The sequence below is a fragment of the Paenibacillus sp. FSL R7-0297 genome (assembly GCF_038009025.1).
GTDB lineage: Bacteria > Bacillota > Bacilli > Paenibacillales > Paenibacillaceae > Paenibacillus_AQ.
Genome location: NZ_JBBPAQ010000001.1, coordinates 1,152,725 through 1,176,004, shown reverse-complemented (window position 1 = coordinate 1,176,004; position 23,280 = coordinate 1,152,725). Strand labels below are relative to the sequence as shown.

At 44.2% G+C, this 23,280-nt stretch carries 19 protein-coding genes; 3 read left to right on the top strand and 16 right to left on the bottom strand.

Features of this window, described 5'->3' with window-relative positions:
- Nucleotides 1-101: 101 nt before the first annotated feature.
- Together MKZ24_RS05045 and MKZ24_RS05040 are read right to left on the bottom strand one after the other, a co-directional pair.
- Nucleotides 102-1,397: an IS110 family transposase gene (locus MKZ24_RS05045; RefSeq protein WP_042234001.1), complete on the bottom strand. Its 1,296-nt coding sequence runs from the start codon at nt 1,395-1,397 to the stop codon at nt 102-104.
- Between the two features lie 146 nt (nt 1,398-1,543).
- Nucleotides 1,544-2,488 carry an MBL fold metallo-hydrolase gene (locus tag MKZ24_RS05040; RefSeq protein WP_042241118.1) on the bottom strand — a complete coding sequence of 315 codons (945 nt, stop codon included), beginning with the start codon at nt 2,486-2,488 and terminating at the stop codon, nt 1,544-1,546.
- A gap of 169 nt (nt 2,489-2,657) precedes the next feature.
- On the opposite strand from MKZ24_RS05040, the gene MKZ24_RS05035 reads away from it, so the two are divergent.
- Entirely contained in the window at nt 2,658-3,071 is a 414-nt protein-coding gene (locus MKZ24_RS05035; protein ID WP_042241120.1) for a MerR family transcriptional regulator, read from the top strand.
- Between the two features lie 97 nt (nt 3,072-3,168).
- Here the strand turns inward: MKZ24_RS05035 and MKZ24_RS05030 are convergent, their stop codons facing one another.
- Together MKZ24_RS05030 and MKZ24_RS05025 are read right to left on the bottom strand one after the other, a co-directional pair.
- Nucleotides 3,169-3,408 (bottom strand): SDR family NAD(P)-dependent oxidoreductase, encoded by a 240-nt coding sequence (locus MKZ24_RS05030; protein ID WP_042241123.1) that lies wholly within the window; start codon nt 3,406-3,408, stop codon nt 3,169-3,171.
- Nucleotides 3,409-3,427: 19 nt separating this feature from the next.
- Nucleotides 3,428-4,396 (bottom strand): NAD(P)H-binding protein, encoded by a 969-nt coding sequence (locus MKZ24_RS05025; protein ID WP_042241126.1) that lies wholly within the window; start codon nt 4,394-4,396, stop codon nt 3,428-3,430.
- Between the two features lie 89 nt (nt 4,397-4,485).
- Between MKZ24_RS05025 and MKZ24_RS05020 the strand changes: the two genes are divergently transcribed.
- On the top strand, nt 4,486-4,890 hold the full coding sequence (locus MKZ24_RS05020) for a MerR family transcriptional regulator (protein WP_042241128.1): 405 nt from the start codon (nt 4,486-4,488) through the stop codon (nt 4,888-4,890).
- A 235-nt stretch (nt 4,891-5,125) separates the two neighbouring features.
- On the opposite strand, the gene MKZ24_RS05015 is transcribed toward MKZ24_RS05020, so the two are convergent.
- The 8 genes from MKZ24_RS05015 to MKZ24_RS04980 form a co-directional block, all read right to left on the bottom strand.
- Nucleotides 5,126-6,043 carry an NAD(P)-dependent alcohol dehydrogenase gene (locus MKZ24_RS05015; RefSeq protein ID WP_340781537.1) on the bottom strand — a complete coding sequence of 306 codons (918 nt, stop codon included), beginning with the start codon at nt 6,041-6,043 and terminating at the stop codon, nt 5,126-5,128.
- A gap of 32 nt (nt 6,044-6,075) precedes the next feature.
- Nucleotides 6,076-6,294 carry a helix-turn-helix transcriptional regulator gene (locus MKZ24_RS05010; RefSeq protein ID WP_042241132.1) on the bottom strand — a complete coding sequence of 73 codons (219 nt, stop codon included), beginning with the start codon at nt 6,292-6,294 and terminating at the stop codon, nt 6,076-6,078.
- 1 nt (nt 6,295) lies between these two features.
- On the bottom strand, nt 6,296-6,742 hold the full coding sequence (locus MKZ24_RS05005) for a hypothetical protein (protein WP_042241133.1): 447 nt from the start codon (nt 6,740-6,742) through the stop codon (nt 6,296-6,298).
- Nucleotides 6,743-7,125: 383 nt separating this feature from the next.
- The gene (locus MKZ24_RS05000) at nt 7,126-9,369 is read right to left on the bottom strand and encodes a U32 family peptidase (protein ID WP_340781534.1); all 2,244 of its coding nucleotides are present in this window, start codon (nt 9,367-9,369) and stop codon (nt 7,126-7,128) included.
- Nucleotides 9,370-9,809: 440 nt separating this feature from the next.
- Complete coding sequence (locus tag MKZ24_RS04995; RefSeq protein ID WP_042241140.1) at nt 9,810-10,916, bottom strand: Ger(x)C family spore germination protein; 1,107 nt, start codon at nt 10,914-10,916, stop codon at nt 9,810-9,812.
- Nucleotides 10,917-10,918: 2 nt separating this feature from the next.
- A complete protein-coding gene (locus MKZ24_RS04990; protein WP_042241143.1) occupies nt 10,919-12,034 on the bottom strand; it encodes a GerAB/ArcD/ProY family transporter in 1,116 nt (371 codons plus the stop codon).
- Nucleotides 12,031-13,488, bottom strand: a complete 1,458-nt coding sequence (locus tag MKZ24_RS04985) for a spore germination protein (protein WP_340781532.1) — start codon at nt 13,486-13,488, stop codon at nt 12,031-12,033. The genes MKZ24_RS04990 and MKZ24_RS04985 overlap by 4 nt, the downstream gene beginning before the upstream one ends.
- A 498-nt stretch (nt 13,489-13,986) precedes the next feature.
- A complete protein-coding gene (locus tag MKZ24_RS04980) occupies nt 13,987-14,889 on the bottom strand; it encodes a LysR family transcriptional regulator (RefSeq protein ID WP_340781531.1) in 903 nt (300 codons plus the stop codon).
- A gap of 141 nt (nt 14,890-15,030) precedes the next feature.
- On the opposite strand from MKZ24_RS04980, the gene pyk reads away from it, so the two are divergent.
- On the top strand, nt 15,031-16,461 hold the full coding sequence (gene pyk / locus MKZ24_RS04975) for a pyruvate kinase (protein WP_340781530.1): 1,431 nt from the start codon (nt 15,031-15,033) through the stop codon (nt 16,459-16,461).
- Between the two features lie 212 nt (nt 16,462-16,673).
- On the opposite strand, the gene MKZ24_RS04970 is transcribed toward pyk, so the two are convergent.
- From MKZ24_RS04970 to MKZ24_RS04955, 4 genes are all read right to left on the bottom strand, one after another.
- Complete coding sequence (locus MKZ24_RS04970) at nt 16,674-19,313, bottom strand: P-loop ATPase, Sll1717 family (RefSeq protein ID WP_340781529.1); 2,640 nt, start codon at nt 19,311-19,313, stop codon at nt 16,674-16,676.
- An 11-nt stretch (nt 19,314-19,324) separates the two neighbouring features.
- Nucleotides 19,325-19,780, bottom strand: coding sequence for a hypothetical protein (locus MKZ24_RS04965; RefSeq protein WP_340781527.1), 456 nt, complete (start codon nt 19,778-19,780; stop codon nt 19,325-19,327).
- A gap of 95 nt (nt 19,781-19,875) precedes the next feature.
- Nucleotides 19,876-20,355 (bottom strand): 23S rRNA (pseudouridine(1915)-N(3))-methyltransferase RlmH, encoded by a 480-nt coding sequence (rlmH, locus tag MKZ24_RS04960; RefSeq protein WP_340781526.1) that lies wholly within the window; start codon nt 20,353-20,355, stop codon nt 19,876-19,878.
- 200 nt (nt 20,356-20,555) lie between these two features.
- Nucleotides 20,556-23,159: an S-layer homology domain-containing protein gene (locus MKZ24_RS04955; RefSeq protein ID WP_340781524.1), complete on the bottom strand. Its 2,604-nt coding sequence runs from the start codon at nt 23,157-23,159 to the stop codon at nt 20,556-20,558.
- Nucleotides 23,160-23,280: the final 121 nt, after the last annotated feature.

The window sequence follows — 23,280 nt, the reverse complement described above, 5'->3', positions numbered from 1 at the left end:
ACAGGGTCGTTGCCCTTATGGAATTAGTTCCTGCGGCTGCTCCGTGCTTCTTTTGTCTTTGGTGAAACCTACTTCAATGAGCAAAATGAGTTTGGTTTTTCTTAGGCTGCCATCTGTAGCTGGGCCTGACGGACCGGCCCTAACACGCTGTTTGCATCGTATGGAATGTGCTTCGTCCCGAGCGTATGAAGCACGCGAATAAGTTTCCCGCACAACGCCACAAGGGATTGCTTTTTCTTCAGTGGATTCTGACTTCGTGTCGTAAAATACTGGTGCAGTGCCTTGAATTCGGCGTTCTTTGCTACCATGGGCATGACCGCCCGGAACAGCAGGGCCCTCAGCTTTGCACGTCCACGTTTGGTAATACTGGACTTGCCCTTTTTCTTTCCCGAACTATTCTCTTTGAGATTCAGTCCGGCCAGCCGAATAATCTGCTGTCCATGCTCGTAACCACTCAGATCGCCCACTTCCGCCAGGAATCCCGCTAACGTCACTACAGCCACACCGGGCACGGTAAGCATCTCTTTCGTGCCTGGAATTTGCCCTAGTAGACGTTCTACTTCGGACAGAATCTCTTCAAGCTGTCTGGCGAACATGTCATACTGCTCCAGAAGTGTTTTAATCTCGATCTTTGCTGCAGGAAGACCTTCGGTCAGACCGATAGAGCCTCTCGCCGTTTCGACCAGCAATTGGGCTCGCTTCGTTCCCACCGCTCGTTTCACGTCTTTCTTCCACCGCTGAGCGATGGCTTCTGCACCGAGTCCTACGATCTCACCTGGCGTCGGAAACTCGTCTAGAGTAATAAGCGAGGCTTTTCCTTCCCAGTCTTTAAACACCTCAGTGTATTCCGGGAAAAAGCGATCCTGCCAGTTCTGCACCCGCCTTTGCACCTGCCCGAGGTTCACCATGATCTTCTCCCGAAGATTCATGAGAATTCGCAGATCTGCGTAGATACGCGTTGGCAATTTAGGTTCGCTGTATTTCCCATTCCGCACTAAATCGGCAATGACTTTAGCGTCTTTATAGTCGTTTTTCGTGGGTGAGTTATCTTCCAGTTCTTTGCTTTTGTGTACATGATGCGGATTGACAATGACCAAAGGAATGCCGTGCTGTCCCAAATACTCGGCCAGGTTAAACCAATAGTGTCCGGTAGGCTCAATGCCAAAGAGGACGTCGCTCTTGGCATGCTCCCGCTGAAGCTCCTTCATCCACTGAACCAGTTGCTCCAGTCCGGTACGGGTATTTGAGAACACACAATCCTTTCCGAGTTCAATCCCCCGGTAGTCGATAGCGCGAGCCACATGGGTTTCTTTCGCAATGTCTGCGCCTACGACAAGGGTCTTGTCGGAAATTCGTGTAATCCGTTGATTCTGCTTCTTCGATTGTTTATACTTCATGTTGAGTGCCTCCTGTGCTGCAATTGTTCTTTGGCGGAACGTTTCCCAGTATACAGTTGGCGCTTTTTTCATTCAAACCTCAAATTAATTCATTACAGGAATGGCTCTTTTCTATATTTATGTTGCAAACAGTGTTGCTCGTTGTCTCATCTGTTGTTTTGAACAAGCATACTGTTAAAGAGCCAGCGAAAGTTCCAGTCGAAATACTGGGGCAGATGCCAATCCTCATAGCCTTTTAATACCCCTTGTTCCAGCCAGTAAGACTCTGATTTCCCGCTTTTTACAGCTCCAGAAACATAGGTGATCGTTTTCTCCAAAAAGCGTATGACATCCGTGATTCGATCTGAATTGGATACATCTCCATGTCCCGGAACGACAGTATTGACCTTGAGGTCTTTTTGAATGCGTTTAAGGATGCGTACCCAAGCGTATGGATTACCGTATGGCAACACCGGAATGGTCTTAGTCGATATTAAATCACCAGCGATCAAAGTTTGCTCTTCTGGAACGTACACAACAGCATCACTTAAAGAATGCCCGCCTCCGTAAGATAATACTTCGATGGTTCGCTTTGTTCCTTGAATAACGAGTTTATCGTCAAAAGTTATCGTGGGGATCACCCTGCAAAGGGAAGGGATGGCATCATAAAGGGCTCGCTGTACGGAAAGATCATAGTCGATTTCAGTTAGCATGTGGGGATCTCTTTGCTGTGAACGTACATGATTTAGGCTGGTTATTAACTTTAGAATGTTTTGCTGCATAAGATCAATATTCACTTCGCCCATATCAGATAGCAAGTCTCTTGTCCAAACGGTAGATATCAATTCGCTATTCATAAATTCCTGATTGCCGTTGACATGATCTCCATGAAAATGTGTATTCACTACATATTTAACCGGTCTGTTTGTTAATTGTTCAGCAGTATGGCGTAACAAAGCACCAGAATGCGGGAGGTTGGTTGTATCCACTACAACGGTTAAATCCCCAAGATCAATAATTGCTGCATTCCCCAGAGAACCGCTGCCTGGAACCGAAATGGCCCCCCAGATCCCTTCTGCTGCTTGTTGAATCGTGAAATATTCGTTGTTCATTGTTGCACCCCTTTAACAATTAGTAAAGTTAACTTACAAGTTAGAGTCAACTGGAAGTCAAGAGGTTTTCAGGAGGGGTTAGGGGCAATTGTACACATTGGCTTTGAGTGAACTGAAAGCTGTATAATATCTTTCAATACCAGCATACAAAAGGAGGGACAGAAATCGGATGCTTACGATAAGTCAAGTGTCAGAACAAACGGGATTAACTCCTTATACGATTCGTTATTATGAAAAAATCGGGGTGCTACATGAACCCAAGCGTAGTAATGGAGGGGCACGTGTCTACAAAGAAAGTGAGGTTTCCTACATTCAATGTCTAAATAAACTTAAAAAAGTGGGCTTATCACTTGAGGAGATTACGGAATTTACTCGTGAGGGCTGTGTAATGGATAAAATTCAGCAAGGGGAGAATCCTTCTAATTATAATCCTACCTTAAAAAAGCGGATTGAAATCCTTGAGAAGCATCTGATGGGACTGGAATCCAGGCGGCAAGAAATTGATTACATGATTTCTCTCGCCGCAGAGAAACTTACCCTATACCAAGAACTCACGAAAGAAGACATAGTAAATACTAGATAATAGGCGGCGTAAATCCTACGTGAACACTGCAGGGTGCCTGATGTGGAAAATCAGACACCCCACATGCAATTGATCATATTTCCGTTTGATCACATCATTAACTTCCCAGATCAATGACTATAGGGAAAGGTCCGCCGCCCCCCAATCTCCCCCTGCTGTTGCCTGTAGCTTCCGAAATATCCTTTAATGCAGCTTTTCCACTCTCCGCACCTCTGCTGATAATCACGACCTTGGCCCCAAGTCTGGCTGGTCCGGGTGCGATTGCTTTACCTACTCCAGACGATCCTCCTGAAATTAAAAACACTCTGCATTTAATATCCGTATGTGTTTCGTTCATTTGAGGATTCTCTAATTTATTACGTTTGATTATATTTCGCCGCAAATTCTGCTGCGTATTCTTTCAATTTTGTTGTTCCTAAAGTTGGGCGGTTCTTGTAATAATCTTCATACACGTAACCTGTCCGGGCCGCCACTCCCATCTCCATAAACCCTTTTGCCATTTGCTCGTTCATCCCACTTTTCAGCATGGTATTGACGAGCATTTTATCGGATATTTTCCCATGCTTCAAATAGGGTTTACCAATAGCTTCACCTAATATTTTAGCAATCTCATTACAGGTAAGCTCCTCACTTGCTATGTAGCGAAAGGTTCTGCCTTCAAAGGGTTTAGCCATTTCCTCAGCAATGACAGCAGCAATATCATTAGCCGAGACCAACAGGTATTTGATTTCACCACCATAGTTGGCCAGAATCACTCCTCTTTTGCCAGTCAGTAAACCTCCGATCCCATAATGCTGCAAAGACAATAATCCACCTAAAAACCCTTCGCTTGTTGATTTTATTACATCAATATTAGCCAATAAATTACTGTAAAAGCCAGCTGGCCGCATAAATTTGATTGCCACATCATTAGGTAGTTGTTTCAAAATACTCTCGGCAATGTTGTGAATTATTAAAAAACCCGTACCTTTGTCCGTGTGAGCTCCGATACTGCTCAGATGCACGACTTTTCTTACCCCTGATTGCTCAACCGCTTTTTTATAAGCAGCTACTATTTCATTCACTTCACTGTAGATATCATAATTTACATCAGTCACATTAGCGGGAGGTTCCATCAGGTAGACGATGTCTGCTCCCGTGAAGGTCTCGCGAAGAAAGACATCGTCCGAAACTGACCCAATGGCCGCCTTTGCCCCAAGTGCTTCAATCTCCTTCTGCCTCTCATGTTTACTGCTTATAACGGTAACAGAGTGGCCGTTCTCAACTAGCTTCTCAGTGAGCGGTTTACCAATATGTCCCAAAGAACCTGTCACGATAATCTTCATCTTATCCCTCCTTAATTTCTGACACTTGAACAATTAAAGCATAAACTTTAGAGTTGACTATAGGTCAAGTCTTATTGAGGAGAGGTTCCATGCGAATAAAGGATCTATCTGAAAAGTCAGGGTTATCCGTCTACACCATTCGTTATTATGAAAAAGAAGGTTTATTGGATAGCCAGCATTTTCAAAGAGCTGAAAACAACTATCGTAACTACAATGAGAAAGCAATCGAACGTCTGAAGCTCATTAAGAAGTTTCAAAGTGTAGAATGTTCATTGGCTGAACTGAGCGATTACTTTCAAGAACAGGATACACATTCGCCGGACTATCTGAAAGGCATTGAGTGGATTCGGCTAAAACTCTATGAAATCGAACGGAAGAAGGAGGAATACGATCAGATCATTGAAAAACTTAACTGGATGCTGGAATACAAACTGGCATTGGTAAATGACCCTCAAAAGGCAAATGCTTTGACCACCCATTATCCCTTTGACTAATCAAAACACGGTCCCCCCTGAAAGCTGAAGAGGCAAGTTAAACAGCCGTCCCGACGGGACGGCTGTTTCTTCAATATCTCTGTAGATAAGCTTTTCCTCAATATCTATCTCTAAACCGCTTAATCGCCTGAATATCCCGATAAACGGTCTGTTTTATTCATTGCTGCCCCCTCGAAACAGTATGCTGGGCAACAGAATCTTGCCCCTACTTATGATAAGCGTCACCGCGCTGTCACTAACGGCAAGTTTCACGTACAGTAATGACGACATTCCCCTTCTTATGTTTTTGTTCGACATAACGATGGGCATCAGGAATTTGTTCCAGCGAATAGGATCTATCGATAACTGGCTTAATGTTACCGGCTTCAAGTTGCTCTTGCAGGAAGATGAGATCTTCAACTCGAGGCTTTTGTGACATATGGACACTCACATATTTCCCGTTCGTATGCAGTGCTTTTTTGAATGTCGATTTTTTGATTTTCGATACCGTTTTCCCAACGGCATCAAAGATTAAATCATAGCTTTCTTCAAGCGCCATGAAATCCTGTTTCGTATAATCTATGACCCGGTCGGCTCCTATAGATCTTACCACCTCAAGATTAGCAGTACTGCATACCCCTGTTACATCTGCCCCGTAATATTTGGCAAGCTGCACCGCATAAGTCCCCACACTTCCAGAGGCTCCATAAATAAGAACCTTCATTCCGCTCGCGATATTCCCCTTCCTTAGAAAGTTCAACGCGGTTATCCCCCCGATGGGAACAGCAGCAGCCTCCTCATAGCTCACATTGACCGGCTTCATGACCACCAACCCATCTTCAGGCAGACATTTGTACTCGGCATAGGCACCGAAGCCAAGACCACAAGACGCAAATATTTGATCACCGATCTTAAATCGTGTTACATCTTTGCCTGCGGCTTCAATTTCCCCGGCTAACTCAAACCCTAATATCGTTACCTTTTTGGGCCTTAAGAGACCATTGTACAATCTTGCAAGGAATGGGTCGGCCTTTCGCATACGCCAGTCCCCCGCTGTTACCGTTGCCGCATATATTTTGACCAGTACTTCATTATCCTTCGGTGTAGGTTTCTCTAGCTCCTTCAGATGAAGCACATCAGGCGATCCGTATTTGGCATATACCATTGCTCTCATCCTTTACCCCCTATCTATTTCCCCCATGGCTCCTATGAGTTTTCCCCGTAAAAGAATACCTCTTCAAGCGGCAAGTTAAAGGCGTGAGCAATACGAAAGGCCAACTCCAGTGAAGGAGAGTAATTTCCTTTTTCAAGAGCTACGATCGTTTGTCTGGTTACACCTACCTTGTCGGCCAGCTGCTGCTGGGTCATTTCATTAAGATTGAATCGTAATTTTCTGATGTAATTGCCAACAGGAACTTTACCCATCTTAGACTCCTCTCCTGTAGTAATACAGTCTCGATATTGAACCTGTTACGTCTGAAAGAAATCCAGCGACGATTAGGACGATGAACATCACCTTCAAAGGCTGGTCTATAACCAATGAGCCCATAGCCAGAAGGAAGCCACTGACAAACATAGCAAATGAATTTCGGAAGGCCAACAAGTCGATGCGCTTATCCAGTTCGTCCGCGAATGTAGGTTCCTTTTCACCCGTCGTCATACGGAAGATGATGTTAAAAATAATGCTGATCACGATATGTGCTGCAATGGAAACTAAGGTCAATACAAGAATGAAGGATCCCCAGTAATGGAAGGTTACGTTTGAATCCAACACTTCATTGGGATACTGTGGGTATCTGTACAGCAAATACACTGTAAAAATGAGTATGGTGCTGATTAGCGATACGATGCTCTTCTTTTCTTGATAAGTCATGTATGACACCGCCTTTAGTAAAGTATACTAAACACAATGTATACCAAACTATACACGAAGTCAACTCTGTTATACAAATTTAAATAAAAAAAGACTAAACCAAAAGAATGCCTCTAAAAAAGATTTTCCTTACTTCTGCCATGTTCACTGCGATAGTTGAAGCGGCAAGTTTTAGAGCCGCCCAGTACTGGGCGGCTCTTTCTTGTTCTTTTATGTTAAGCTGAACGATTAGCAAGAAAGACAGCGATATACTGGTCAGCAATACGAGGAATACCCCAATCGCAGAATCTGCCGTCCGGGCATTTATGTACGCCATAATCTAGCCGCTGCCGCTGTTGGTTTCGCTCCCGCCATCCTATCGCCAGAACCATCCCTTTGGCTGCCTACACAATCTCTTTATTAAAATGTCCTCTTGTGTCTGTTTCCTGATTAAAGACAGCATTATTCATTGAGCCATTTAATTTACCTGACGCCATATGAATGACGTTCACAACCTGCTCTTTGGATTCAACGGTGAAGTTTAATCGGAGCGCCTCGATTCCTTTGAGGTTGGGTAGCTCATCCAGAAGATTAAGCGTCTTCCCATTCAGGATCGTCGTTGTACAATCATTATGGGAAAGGATAGGGAACGTTCCGTGCTCATCCTTTAACTCATAGCTCTTCGTTCTGCAAATTTTGCATTGATTCATTTTTTTCATCGGACAATATTTGGTAAACATCAAAGGCACCCTGCCATATACAACCATTTCCAGTGCAGGATAGCCGTCATTTTCTTCAACATAAGCATTCACTAAATTTTCAATTTGGCTCTTATTCAATTCGTAAGATAAAGTGACTCGTTTTGCCCCTAATTTATATAATTCATAGCAACTAGTAGCATTAACAACATTTAGAGAATAGTCCGTAACAAACGGATTCGTTCCTCTGTAGTGATAAATTCCACCATATCCTCCGATGAGTAGCTGCCCTTCTTTTGCCTTATAATCATTCTGATTTCTTCTAACCACGTTTTTAAAATAGATTTCCTTAATTCCACAGCTCACGCAAGCCTCGTACTGCTCCCTAGTCGTTACAGAGGCCGTAAGGTAGGGTTCCTCAGGGGCAAAGCTTATTTTTTTCTTTGCTTCCAAAGCCTTGGTTCTTATCTTTTGGCTGTTAAGCTTTAAGTCATATAAGCCCAGTACAATATCTCTTCTTGCTGCATTCAACAGTTTAGCTGGAATAAATGCATTGCATTCCTCATACTCGACATGATTAAGTTCGAATATCGTATCATTTAATCTTGAGAATTGCTTGATGACCTGGTCTTTCGTTGTTGGATTATTAATGGCTTCGCCTAGTATTTCCTCGCTTTCATATGAATAAGTAAAGCCTAAGCCCTCCGCATCTATGACAAGCTTTGAATCTGGAGATGCATATACTCTAATATCAAGGTCAAACCGCTTAAATTCTTTTTCCAGTGATGCTTCTAATTCTTTGTTATAGAAATAATCCTTCGTTTTATATACTAAATCTCCCGTAGACACCTTTTCTTTGATTTTGATATAGCAGACATCGTCTGCTTTGTTGATTAATTCGCCCTCTTTATCGTACAGTTTGGCAACAGCCAGATTAACATCTTCATTGTTGTGACTTATTCTGATTGTATCGTTTTGATTTAAAGGACGTGTAAGTGTTATTTCATACATGTCTTTAACAATCTTGCTGATTGTTCCAATTTCATAACCAAAGTGATTAGGTCTTAAAATGTTTGTAATATTTCTCTTATCTTCGTGAAACAAATATCCTTTAGTAAATGTTCTATTGAATGTTTTTTTTAGATTTTCTTTATCTTCTTCGGTTATTTTATGATCTAAGGCCATGCGATATTTGGATACCACATTAGCAACATACGTAGGCACTTTCATTCGGCCTTCGATTTTTAAAGAATCGATTTCTTTTAAATCCTCGATATAGTCGATTGTGTTTAAGTCCTTGGTAGATAGAATATGGTTTTTCCCTAAAGATGTACCTGTTGTCTTATCCATGAGTTCATACTCCTTACGGCATGAACCCACACATCTTCCGCGATTTGCGCTTCGATTGCCCATTAATCCTGACATTAGACAGTTCCCCGAATAAGATACACATAAAGCACCGTGAACGAAAATTTCTAAAGGGATCTCAGCTTTTCTTTTGATCTCTTTTACTTTTTCTATCTCAACCTCACGGGACAGAACAACTCTCTTAGCACCAAGTTCTTTAAATAATAAAGTTCCGTCTACATCGTCTATTCCCATTTGAGTTGAACAATGTGCTTCCATATCCAGAAAGTTTTTAACGATATAATCGAAAGCAGCCAGGTCCTGGACGATAATGCCATCCACACCGATTTCATTTAATTCGCGTACTTGCTCTTTCATCTCTTCAACTTCGTTATCAAAAACGATGGTATTCATGGCAACATAGATTTTAACGTCCCTCAGGTGCGCATATGTAACAGCCTCTTTTAACGATTCTAAATCAAAATTAGAGGAGTATGCACGTGCACCAAATTTTTGCATTCCTAAGTATATTGCATCACAACCATTAGATATTGCAGCTTTTAAAGCTTCCATACTTCCTGCTGGAGCTAATAATTCAGTCATTTTTTCCTCCTTATGGCCCATAAATCAAAAAAATTTGTAGTTACTTGTGATACGTTCTCCGTAACATGGAGCTGCATCACCATAGCTATCCTTGAGTTTATCCCGATGGAGCAGTATGATGCTGTGACCCAGCGCATGGAGGATGTGACGCGGGCTAACTATGATTACCTTCTTCCAATAGTAATCGGATTACGGGATGTACTGCCGAAAAGAAGTAGTACATGCGTTTCCCGGAAATTATTTTTTGAATAACAAAAAGAAAGACAGCTCAAAACTCGAATGGCGAGTCGTGTATTGTCTTTTTTCGTTCCCCGATAGGGTATCTGGGATCCTGATCGTTCATCTGTTTTACAGTGTAATGATTTGATATCCCTCACCGATTAGCGTCGATATACTGGCATGCCCATCTTATCATGCGCTCTTAAGCGGCTCGGAACGATTTACTTGTTTTGAAACACATCAACCACTCCATTAATCAAAGGATGTACTTTGATGTCGTAGTCAACATTAATTTTCATATTTTCCCAATGTTTCAACCATTGCTCATCCGTTATTTCTTTAGAAAACGGCTTAAGCGAATGGGTTCCGACCTCTAAGGGATCCACTTTCCAACGTTGCATTCGTTTTAATAAATCTGACGTTTGTTCCTCAAGGTAGACCTCAATTTCATGAATTAATTGTTCCAATTGTTCCTCACTTTGAATATTCAATTCTCCCTGGTATTCCTCAATTCTTCCTTTCAATCCCACATGTAAGGACAAGGATGAATAGTCGCTCGATAGTTTCATGCGAACATTGGATCGAATACGTCCTAAACTGATAGATAACTTTGGAATGGCCAAGACTTTTAGGAAATGATTGTTATCCAGAAGTTGAAAAATATTATCGTCCACGTCTTGAATGACCATTACTTCTTTATCATTTTGGAAGATGCCTGTTCCTACGTAATTGAAATTGTCCTTATCCGAATGAAAAACCGGCAGGACCGGATCTTTAAAAGGAGAATATACCTTCTTCATGAATTTATGAATATTGACGATGCTCATTTCACCTTGATTATGCTCCTCGTAATGCTTTAACATCCGATAAAGGAAATAATCCTGGTTGTCTTGCACCGTCAATTGATTTTTTATGTATTCATCAAAATCGCCTCTGACAATCAACAAATAGACACGCATTGAAATATCGGGATCAACCAGTATGGTATTGATCAGCTTTTCAATGCCTCCTTTTTTTGCCAGCTCCTCATTAATTAATAACATTCGCAGCTGCCCCTGCTTTAATTCCCGATAATAAATTAAATTAAACTTCTGGTCTCCCTGCTTTAACAGATCGACTTCCTTGGAGAGCAGACGTTTTTTTTCTTGGATGAGCGGTGGTACTAAAGTGCTGATTCTCAACTTTCCTTCCGTCCCCTTGTCAACCGACCAGAAAACTACCGGAGCAATCTCTTCGATCTTATTGTTCTCGACATATGGGGAAGAACAGCCGGCCATCCACATAAGGCTTACAACCGCCAATAAACCATAGTGCTTGTATGGTACCATCCCTACATACTCTCCTTTCGTCTAACTGCAATGAAAAGGATCGCAGGAATAAGTAAATAAATGCATGAGCCGGTCCAGATTTGAAGGTTCAGTAACATCTTTTGACCCGGAACCGTTTGCCATAACCATTGATCCATTAAGATGATGCTTATCAAAATGACGAACCAGCTCGACAATAAACCAATCCGAGTTGTGCGTTCTTTCATTTTTCTCATAAAGATTCTTCCGGCTCCATAAAAACACAACAGAAGAATTGAAATGTCAAACACATAATTAAACATATGGAAAGAGATAAGGATGTAATCGATTCGTTCTAAACCGCTCGTTTGAATGTAGCTTCCCATATATCCTATCGGAAAATCGATCTTGCGTAAGTAGTGTGATCCGTAAAACAATACCGAAGCAACGAACAATAATACATATTCCATGATCGACATCATATTTCCAATAACCAGGTATTTCGATATTTTTTTATTGGAGCTTAACCATGGAACCATAAAAACCAAATATACCGGACCGGAAAATGCCGACCAAATAAACAACAAACCTTGCCATGATTGTCCTGACCATTCGGTGGGTATGAGAGGATACAAATCGCGGTAATTGGCATCCGGTTGGAAGAAAAAAGGAATAAACAGGACTGAGATCCAAGCCCCGCAAAGAAAGGCGATGACGACAAAACGCAATGTATTCTCCATTCCATGTGAAGCCACATATAAGCTGATCAAAAGAATAAATAGGATCAGCCACCTTGTATCCATAGATGGAAAAATAAAATTATGAAGCATTTCAATGTATCCCAGTGTGATGATTGAAATTTTTAACAATATTATTAAAAATCCAAGTATTGCGAAAACTTGAACCGGCCGTTTCCCGAAAAGCTGTAAAAATCCTTGATAGCCTTTCGCTGCATAACTTGAAGTAAACCATTTGGACATCATCATCAAATTAAGCTGGGACAGTAGCCCCATCACGACAATTCCCCAAACCATATACGAATGAACCAAATAAACCGGCATGATTAAAATAAAATAATGCATTTGCATGCGATTCACTAAGAGAAGGAAATAGATACCGCCAAGGGTGGAAGTTCGATTATATAAGGATAAACTCTTCACTTCTTCATCTCCTGTCGCCATTTCCGTAGTGGTTTTAGATATTTCGGACGAGTTTTCATCCAAATTAAAGGGCCGCGGATAAAGAGGTCATTCCAATCCTTTCCATAAAAAGGAGCAATCGGTGCTAAATAAGGTTGACCTAATGATGTTAATGCATGGAGATGTGCAAGAATCCCGATTAGCCCGATCACGATTCCCGGCAACCCAAGAAACGATGCAAGGATAAGAAGAAGAATTTGCATCAGCACCATGGATTTTGTAACTTGATAATTGGGAACTAAAAAGAAAGCAATAGCGGATATACCCATCAACACTATCAATACTTTACTTGCAAAGCCTGCTTCTACAGCAGCTTGTCCAATGACGATACCACCGATAACCCCTAAAGTTTGACTGGTTTTGGTCGGCATTCGCAAACTTGCTTCTTTGATGATTTCCAGCGTTACGATCATGAAAAATCCTTCCGCAAACGGAGTAAAGGGCAACTTGCCTCTCGATTCCAATAATACGTAAAGAAGCGGTAGCGGAACCATTTGGTAATGAAATGTCGTTAACGCAACATAAAAAGGAATCATCGTCAAAGAAACAATAAAACTTCCGTACCGGATTAAACGTAAGAAACTGGCTACCGGCCAACGAAGGAAGTAGTCTTCCGGAGATTGGAGTAGATGGAAAAAAGTAATGGGAGCAATTAAAGCAAACGGTGAATTGGAAACCAATAGCGTCAGCTTTCCCTCACCTAAGGCGTAGGCACAGGCATCCGGCCGATCCGTTTGTAGAAACTGCGGAAAGACCGTATGGTTATGATCTTCAATAAAAGCTGCAAGCTGAGAGGAGTCTAAAAATTGATCGAAATCCACACTTTCAATTTTCTTTATTGCAAGGGAAACAAATTCTGGATTAGTTAATCCGTCTATGTACAGTAACACAACTTTCGTTTTACTCAGTGAACCGATAGTAAAGCTTTCCGTTTTTAATGTAGTTATAGGCAAACGTCTGCGCAACATTGTAATGTTTTTATCGATTTGTTCACTGAAGCTGTCTTTCGCTCCATATATAACCGTTTCCGTTTGGGAAGGTTCAACTGCCCGACCAAGAGGGTTTTCCAGTTGGACGCCTAACCACTGATCGTTGACTGAATCGTTTAGAAGAATAAATCCTTGCATTATTTTTTGCTCAGCATCTTCGATCGATAGAACTTCCGAAACTTTGGCATTGGTTATGCATGAAGAAAGCGAATTGCCGGCAGAACGATGAAGTGGCTGAATAATCGTCTCGTTTAAACGCTCTGGATCGATTAACGTTTTTATGTATAAAAGATGGACTGAGGCACTGGGACCCATTCTGTGCTCAACAATTTCGGCATCATCCATATGGTTTAATTTCTGTTTTAATTCATCAAGCCATGTGGACATTTGATGATTTTTCATTTGAGGGTCGTATTTTTCAACCATAGTCTTCTCCTTCATAAAAGGAATCAAAATCCTGCGGTTTTATCTTTCCCTGTAATGGAAAAATTATACGACCGGCCATTTGTATTTCAAACCGCATAACGTTGGACACTTTACCCTCTCAAAAGTTAGACTAAAGAGAGGACAAAAAACGGCTATCAAACAACGATTCCATTGTACACTATCGTCATCTGATGCCAAATAGGAGTAAGTCCCGTCCAGCTCTATGCCCTCAAATCACAGCATATCGCCTCTGTAGCAGGATTTTTCAGAGAAAGTTACTTAGTGTAAACCCTCGCCATGCTATTCTTTTTCCACGCCTTTTAGGCAGTTACCCACCATAAAACTTGCTGCTACTTATGATACGGTTCACCGCGCTGTCTTTAGCGGCAAGTTTAGCCTATTATAATGCCATTCTCCTTTTGTAAGAAGAAAAGTGCTAGTTCGTTCAAAATATCCGCATGAACCATAATTAGGGAGTGACTTGCCACATCGTAACAGTTAATTTCCTGCCCATCCTTTCGACTGCTCCCGGACCAGTGAGAGGAAGGCTGCCGCTGCCGGCGACAACGTCCCCTGCTTCCGGGTACAGACGGCAATCGGATTCAGCAGAGAAGCGCCATTGACCATCACACGGTCCACATCCCCGCGCTCCACATTGTCCCTTACGGCCAGGGAGGAGATAAAGATGGCTCCGTAGCCCGCCATGACGGCCCGAACCATCTCATTCACCCCATTAAATTGCAGACCGACCTTGGGAGGATTCACGTTCAAAGCCCGGCACAAGGAGAAGAGGCGCTCCCGTGTAGAGCTTCCCTCTTCACGCAGAATGAAAGGAACCTTCATCATTTCCGCTAATGTAATTTTCTTCCCGGCGTATGGATGGTTTTTGGGTACAATGAACCAGAGCTCGTCCTCCATAAGCTCCTCCCATTCGATGCCCGGCTGCTCCTCCCAGCCGCCTCCGTAGACGGCCACCTCCGCATTGTACTGCAGTAGCCTCTCCATTGCTTCCCGGGAGTTGGCCGTGGTCAGGACCACCTCCACGGAAGGATGCTCCTGCTTGTAGAGAGCCAGCCATTCCGGCAGCAGCAGATTGGCTGGCAGATAGGTGGCGACGATCCGCAGGATACCGCTGAACCCGGCCTTGTATTCCCGGACCGCTTCATCCAGCTCACGCTCAAGCGCAAACAGTCGTTTGGCATGGCTGGCCAGCATCTGACCTGCATCGGTCAATAGAATGCCACGCCCCTTGGAGGCTAACAGTTGAATGCCAAGCTCCTTCTCCAGGTTGCGTACCTGGGCCGTAACCGCAGGCTGGCTGATCCGTAGTTCCTCTGCGGCACGGGTGACTCCGCCTTTTTCAGCGATGGTGTGGAATATTTTAAGGGCGTGAAGATTCATAAGATGACCTTCCTTCTACATCAAAATTGATGAAAAACGAAAATATATATATTTTTCTGATGGATCGTTATACTTTATTGTATGAGTTAGGGAAATTTTTCACAAGAGTTCAATATTAATTATTAGGGAGAGAAAAAAGCCATGCGCAAAACTAAAATCGTCTGCACCATCGGTCCCTCCAGCGAAAGCCCCGAAATACTCCGGAACCTGATCCAAGCCGGTATGAACGTCGCCCGCCTGAACTTCGCCCACGGAGAGCTGTACGAGCACGCGGAGCGCATCCGGCGCATCCGGGAAGCAGCCAAAGAGCTGAACCAATACGTTGCCGTCCTGATCGACATCAAAGGTCCGGAAATCCGCATCGGCAAAATGGCCTCGGACTACGCGGAGCTGGTATCGGGTGAAGCCGTGGTTCTGACCACCGAGGAAGTGCTCGGCACCAAGGACCGCATTCAAGTCACCTACAAGCAGCTGCCCCAAGATGTGAAGGCCGGTAGCATCATCCTGATCGATGACGGTCTGGTCCGTCTGGAGGTCGTACATGCCGAAGGCACCGAGATCACCTGCCTCATCAAGAATGGCGGCAAGCTGAAGCAGCGCAAGGGCGTCAACGTTCCCGGCGTCAAAACCAGCCTTCCCGGCGTAACCGAGAAGGACATCCGGCACATCGAATTCGGCATTGAGCAGAACATCGACATCATCGCCCAATCCTTCGTCCGCAAAGCCGAAGACATTCTCGAAATCAAACGTATCCTCAGCGAGCACAAGGCCGGCCATATCCAAGTCATCGCCAAGATCGAAAATGACGAGGGCGTGGAGAACCTGAACGCCATCCTGGAGGTAGCCGACGGCCTGATGGTTGCCCGAGGCGATCTGGGCGTAGACCTGCCGGTGGAGGACGTGCCGCTGGTTCAGAAAGACATGATCAGGAAGTGTAACCTGGCCGGCAAACCGGTTATTACCGCCACCCACATGCTGGAGTCTATGCAAATGAACCCGCGTCCGACCCGTGCGGAAGCGGGTGACGTCGCCAATGCCATCTTCGACGGCACCGATTCCGTCATGCTGTCCGGCGAATCCGCCGCAGGCAAGTACCCGCTGGAGTCCGTCGAGACTATGGCACGTATCGCCGCCCGCGCAGAGTCCGTACTGGGAAGCTACGGCCGCTGCAGCTGCAAGAGTGACGAAGCTGCCAACGACGTAACCAGAGCCATCGGTGAAGCCGTTGCCCGCGCTGCCCTCATGCTCTCCGCCAAGGCCATTCTCGCCCTGACCGAAAGCGGCTTTACCGCCCGGATGATCGCCAGGCACAAGCCGGATGCACCGGTCATCGCCGTATCCACCAAGGAGAGCGTGCTATACGCCCTGTCCTTGACCTGGGGTGTAACCCCGCTGCTCCGCAGCGAGTCCGCTTCCAGCACTGATGCAGCCGTAGCAGCCGCCGTTGAACTGGCCAAGTCGGCCGGTTACGTACAAGATGGCGACCTGGTGGTTATCACCGCCGGAGTCCCTGCGGGCTGCGCCGGAACCACCAACCTGCTACGGGTTCACCGAGTAGGCGAAGCGCTCTAAAACCACAAACATCCGTAGCAGGAGTCAATCGCACCTGCTACGGATGTTTGTGGTTTACTCTACGTCCCTATGGGTTGCCGGTAGATCCTCTACCGTTTGAAACTCAAAAAACTTGCCCCTACTTATGATACGGTTCACCTTACATGCTATAACGGCTAAATAATTTTAAGACCACAGACTTAAAACTATCTGTGGCCTTAATTGTTCAATTTCTATATTTTACTTGTTCGTTTAATCTTAAAGCCATCAATATAAATATATGCAAACTTAAATGTTTCTACTCCCTTTTCGCTAATTACACCTATTTTTTTCAATGTCTCAATTAACTCTTTAGGATTCCAATGTGTATTTTTATAAACATTCTCAAAGTCAGTTAAACTAAAGGTATCACTAAAACGTTCAAACAAATCAAACGCATCCTTTAATTTATCATATTCTTGTCTCAGAGCATCACATCGCTCAGAAGATGCATCCTTCAAACCCTCATTAAGTGAGGAGGTACGTAAGAGTCTGTCTCTGGGCGGTTGAATATGAGTAGAATGTTGATATTTTAATTCTTGTTCTTGAGCACCTTTCAATAGCATGAATAAGCTTCGTGGGAAAGTATTTCCATCCGCATCAGTTAACCGCTCGTAGATCCAATTAACAACATACTGCGATTTTCCACTATGTCTCCTGATACCCCAAAGTAACTGAAGTGTCTCTTTTAGTGACTCAACATCCATAAAATCAATATCTTGATGGATTGGTTTATATTTTCCGACAATCCGTTTAAACGATTCAGAGTTTAAAGAAATCTTAAGTGCTAGTTTGAGAAAATCTTGCTGATTCCATTCTAATCTGATTGTTTTACCTTTAAAGTGACTCTTATTAGTGAATCCTAGTCCATCCCATATGTCTTGACGAATAAATATTTTGAATTTGATATTTCTAATGTGTCTTCCTTCAAAAATTTGAACTAATTTGAATAGACCTTCTACCGCGGCAACACCATACTTCTTTTTCTCTAGGTCTTCGTCTAATTTATCATAATGTATCCATAGTTTATCTTCTTTTTTCTGTAGGCTCTCATCAATGTCACTGAATAAATCCTGAACAATTTGAGATAGCATAACATCAGTTGAGATTTTTGAAATAATTTCAGTGTATTCTAACTTCCAACCAAACACATCCTTTTTTGCTGGTTGTATTATTTCCTTTAATTGTTTATACTTTGGGTTTTTATAACTTCCAATAAGCCCGTTTTTTTGTAATACAACCAACAGGTATGATTTCCATATACTTTCCCAAGAGCATTTTCCGGACTGCACTAGATTACTCCAAATGTCGAATTCATCAATGGGTCTAGCTGAATAATCGCCGTGTCCAGATAATGAAATAACTTTTTCGAGATTCACCCTTGATATCGATTTAACAGTATCTAAATGTTTAAGCATCATAGAATACATTTTGGTTTTTCCTGTACCTTTTTTTCCGGTAACAATTGAAACATCTTCATCCAAAAACTTATCAACGTAAGTTGTCTTTTGAAATAAAGTAGGATCATTTTCCGTTTCACTAAAGCCTAAATTTTCATAAGGCAAAGAACCTACCAAACTCCACCTGTCTTCACCTGATAATACATTTATTAGCTCATTGTCCTCTATTTCTTCATCAACTTCATTAGCTATTTGAGAAAAAATATGATATACACTTGATACAGGATAATAATCTGCAACTGCTAATTCTGAACTATAATATACTTTTATTGGTTCATAATTTGTTACTTGGTCACCAGTAATTTCGTCATAGACTGGCTCGCCATATACATCTTCCTTAACAGAATCCCACAGTTCTTCTACTCTTTTCTTGCCTATTTTATCATCATGTATTCGAGAAAAAACAACACTATAATTCTTATAGCCTACCTCCCTCATTGCTTTTAAAATGACCTTCAAACCATTCATATTTTCCGCATTGGGATAGGCAAAAAATAGCACTTTATTTGAAAGCTTCAAGATTGATAAAGCTCCCCAACCATTAATCCCGGTTCTGGAATCGATTAAGATTATATCAGGCTTCAAATGATTATTTAGTTCCTGAACAAATGTACTCCAGTGGTCTTCTGTCGATGTAATAATACTACTGGCTCTAAAATTATCTACTTTGCCTAAGTAGTCCACATCTAACTTACCCGCAGGGACTACAAATAATCTACCAGAGACTTCATTTAAAGTCACTTCTGAAAATATATCAGTAATCTTAATCCTTTTTTCTATTTCCTCTACTTTTGTGACCCTTTCATATAAATAATCAATAATCCCATACCTAGGATTTTGAAATTGCTTTGGATTAAATACATTTAACATTCCCGGAGCCTCTAAATCCATATCGACAATAACTACTTTTTTTCCTCTTGATGCAAGTATATAAGCAGCATGAGTTAAGGCCACTGTTCTACCCACACCGCCTTTATAAGAGTAAAAACTCACTATCTTAGGACCATGTGTATTAACTCTATTTGTTTCATTTTCATCAATGTTAATTTTCTTCTCATTTTTTGAACTACTCGAGAGTTCCTTCCATGTTGAAGGTTTACTTTCCATTTCTTTATGTATTGGCTTAAGTATCCCTTGTTCTTTAGACTCTTGAATCGTGTACAATTCAAAAAAGCCTTCTTCATAGGGAAGTGTAATCTTAATTTTATTTAAAACATTATTATATCTTTGATCAAAATCAATATTCTTAAATTTATCACTTATTATGGTAATGCTCAAAAGATTAAGATTGTTTACATTTATATCTACCCATTCTTCACTTTCACTCGATACAAAATATTCAACTAATTCATTATATGCTTTAGAAATATCCATTTGAGTTCACCTCACATACTCTTTAAATTTTTAACCAACCATTTTCTAATTGCTATGTAAGCATCATACCAGTCATCGAACTCCTTATCTGTAATAACACCTGAAAAGTATCGTAAATCAATATAATCAGTACCGTTTGGCCTTTGCAGTCTATCTATAAGTTTTTTTATAGTAATGTCTATTTTATTGTATAAGGGATCTACCAATTTCAGACCATTTACCAAACTATGGGAAGGGTTTTTTATTATATTAGTGGCTGTCAATAAATTTCTAGTTCCTATCCAATTCCAAATGCCATCCCTCTCTTTAATATTATAATGTTTAACAACTATGAACTTAATTAAACATTCTATAATAATCCCACCCAGGTGCATCGCTACTATTTTTCTATCGTTATTGTTCATAAGAGCCATATCACGTGATCTCTCGTGGTATGCTTTATCAAATTTCTCTATAGCTATTGGCATTTTTATGATCCCACCGTTTATATTTAGAATAGTACTTTTATTCTCCTTATTTTATGATTATCCTTCTTAATGTGAAGAATAATAAAATTTAGCCGTCATTTATGATACGGTTCCCCCCGATTGATCTTCACCGCGCGGTAAATCTGCTCCACCAGCACCAGCCGCATAAGCTGGTGGGGCAGCGTCATGCGGCCGAAGCTCATGCGCTGCTGGGCGCGGCGCATCACCTCATCGGAGAGCCCGTGGCTGCCTCCGATGACGAAGACGACATGGCTCGTCCCGTAGGTACCGAGCCGGTCAATCTCGGCGGCAAGCTCCTCCGAGCTCCAGAGCTTGCCGTCAATCGCGAGCGCAATGACATGCGCCTCGCTCTTGATCTGCGCGAGGATACGCTCGCCCTCACGCACCTTCACCTGAACCACCTCTGCATCGCTGAGGTTGTCAGGTGCCTTCTCATCCGCCACCTCAATCATCTGAAACTTGAGGTAGGGCGTCAGCCGCTTGGCATATTCTGCGATGCCGCTGACCAAATACTTTTCCTTCAATTTGCCTACGCCAATCAGTTGAATTAACATATATCCTCCATCTATCTGCTTCCGCTTCATTTAGGATTTTGCTCTCTATCCCCTGTATTTTATCATATGCCTCTCCATAACATTCAAATTTCACTTTGCTCCCGTTCAATGCTATAGCTTGATGAACGTCAAGGAGGACCATCCTTAACGGATGGCCCTCTGATGCGGCAGCTTGTGCATTATGCTTCTTACACAGCTACCTACAACCCCTCTATCAATGCCTTAATCGAGCTGTCGCTCTCCAGCGCGCGGATAACCAGGGTCACAGCTTCGGCGCGGGTTGCAACGCTGCGTGGAGCGAACGCCGTAGTAGATATTCCGTTCACCAGATTAGCCGCAGCGGCCTGGCGAATGGCGTCAGCCGCCCAGTAGCTGCGGCTGACATCCGTGAAGCTTACCGGTGTGCCGGTCTGAAGCGCACCCAGATCCAGCACCCGGCCAATAATCGTTACCATCTCGGCACGGGTGATAGTCGCACCCGGTTTGAAGCTGCCGTCGGCATAGCCGGTTACGATTCCTTTATCCGCCAAGGCACCGATATAACCCGCCGCCCAATGGGAGGTGGCATCACGGAAGGTAGCCGCAGCCGGCTGAGTGCCCAGCCCGAAGGAGCGGGCGATCATCGCCGTGAATTCGGCTCTTGTCACTGGTGCATCCGGCCGGAAGGAGCCGTCCGCATAGCCGCTGATGATCTGCAGCTTCACGGCTGTAGCAATGGTGCTGCTGCCCCAGTGGCCTGCGGTGTCCTTGAAGCTGATGCTCTGATTCTTCGTAGCCGCAATGGCTTCAGTTACGGTCTTGTATACTGTCTCGCGGCTGACAATTCCGGACTGGAACGGATTGACTCCGCTCTGTGGCTGTTTCTCCGGTTCAGTAGGAGTAGTGCTGCCGTTGCCTGGTGTTGTACCGGTGGTCCCTGGTACCGTTCCGGTATTTCCAGCCGGAGTCCCCGGCGTTCCGCCCGGATTGCCGCCGCCAGTTCCACCACCGGAACTCGGGTTCCCGCCGCTTGTCGTATCTGTAATACTAAGCGCAATCTGATTGCTCAGGTAGACGACTTGAGCGGTATATTTGCTCAGCAGTCCTTCAACCTGCACAGAAGTAAACTGCCCGCTGCGTTGGCTCTCACCATGCGTAATGAGCGGAATCAGGCCGCTGCCTGGAACGTAGCTGTTCATCAAGTTTACCTTCAGCTTCCCGTCCGCCTTCACCGCGCCCTTAACCTCAAGGACATCGTTTGCTCCGGTAAGGTTCAATACAAGTGTCCCTTCGGAGGCCTGGGTGAAGCTGCCGCCGATTACCATTGCACCGTAGACATTCTCTACTACAGAACCGCGGGTATTCATCACATTGCCGCTGCCGAAGGCTGTAGCCGAATCTCCTTCAAGAATCCCTGCATTCACCTCTGTACCGCCGGAATAAGTGTTACTCCCCGCCAGCTTAAGCGTGCCTGTACCCTCCTTGGTCAGTCCGCCCGTCCCGGAGATATCATTCCGCCAGCGGTCTGCCGCATGGAAGCCTCCTTCAGCAGCGTCCATGGTTACCGTTACATGCTCAGCGAATGCACCGTACCCGTCAGCCGCCGCGAACAGGTTCAGCCGACCCCAGCCTTCCGGATCATCCAGCACCGGATATCCAGATGGGAGAGCCGTTGTTACGAGAACTGCTCTACGCTGATCTGCACTCAGGTAAGGCAGTCGGGTCTCCAGCAAGACTTCCGCTCCCTTGGGGGCAACGGCAGGCTCAGTCGTGGAGTGAATCTGCGGGAAGCCGTAGGTCAGCCGCTGCGTATACTGGGCCTTATTCTTCGCATAATCCGTGAACCGGTCTTCTGCTGTACCTGTCTGTGTAAGCAGCACTTCATGGGCCTGAGTGTAAGCCGCCTGCTTCAGCGCCGCATTATCCGGGTCCGTCAGAGCTCCCGCGGCAAAGGCCATTGCTGTTACTCGTCCCCCCATTACATCCAAGGGAGAGTGCATCCCGGCCACAATCCGGTTGTTCCCCATCTCCGAGGCCCGGGTCATCAGCTCCTGGAATCGCTCCGGCACCGCGTAAGCGAGTGACAAGGCGGCCAGATAGGAAGCATTGGTATGACCGCTCGGGAAGCCGCCGTCCTTGGCAGGGGTATTGCTCATCGCTGGCACCAGTGTTGGCACGATGATGGAAGTATCCTTCCAGCGGAACGGACGCTTGTAGCTGTAGAAATTCTTGGCCTGGCTCGTTGAAGCATAATTGCCGCGGATGATCCCGATCAGGTCAACCATTTTGCCCAATTTGGAATCGGAATCGCCGCCCTTGTTGCTATCATTGCCGTCATTGTATTTCACGGACGTGGCATCATCCGGGATGCTGGTAATGGTGGTGTAAGTCCCTGACATAGCGCGGTAGACCTCAGACAACGAACCAAGACCGTCAACCGCTCCATAGGTCTGGCCTCTCCGGTCATCGTAATAAGCCGCCTGCTCCTCTGCCGGAGTTCGGGTCTTTGCCAGATCAGCTACATATTGAATGTTGTAATCCAGCACACTGCTGTTCTTCATCTTCCCGTTATCCCAGGAGGTGCCTGGTGTCCAGAGGTCCAGGAAGCCGGAGAGTACACCGATCGAGGGGTTGGAATACACCGCCATATTCACAGGTGTGTTATTCTTATAGGTATCTACGAAATGCCCCCATGCCGGAGCAGCCGGCAGCCCGGTTGTTGAATTACCGGTGGCCGCCTCTGCAGGATGTACCACGATCGAATTCGTGAGGAGTACCAGACCTGCCGTAACAGACAACAGCTTTCTTTTCGACTTCAAGTTCAATGTGTCAGCCCCTATCTTATTATATTGATTGCCTGAATCGGACTCAATATAGCACTAGCCTCCGCCGCCGCTCAATAAGACAATTTCGCAATTCTATGATTTTGGGAACAATTCGACCATT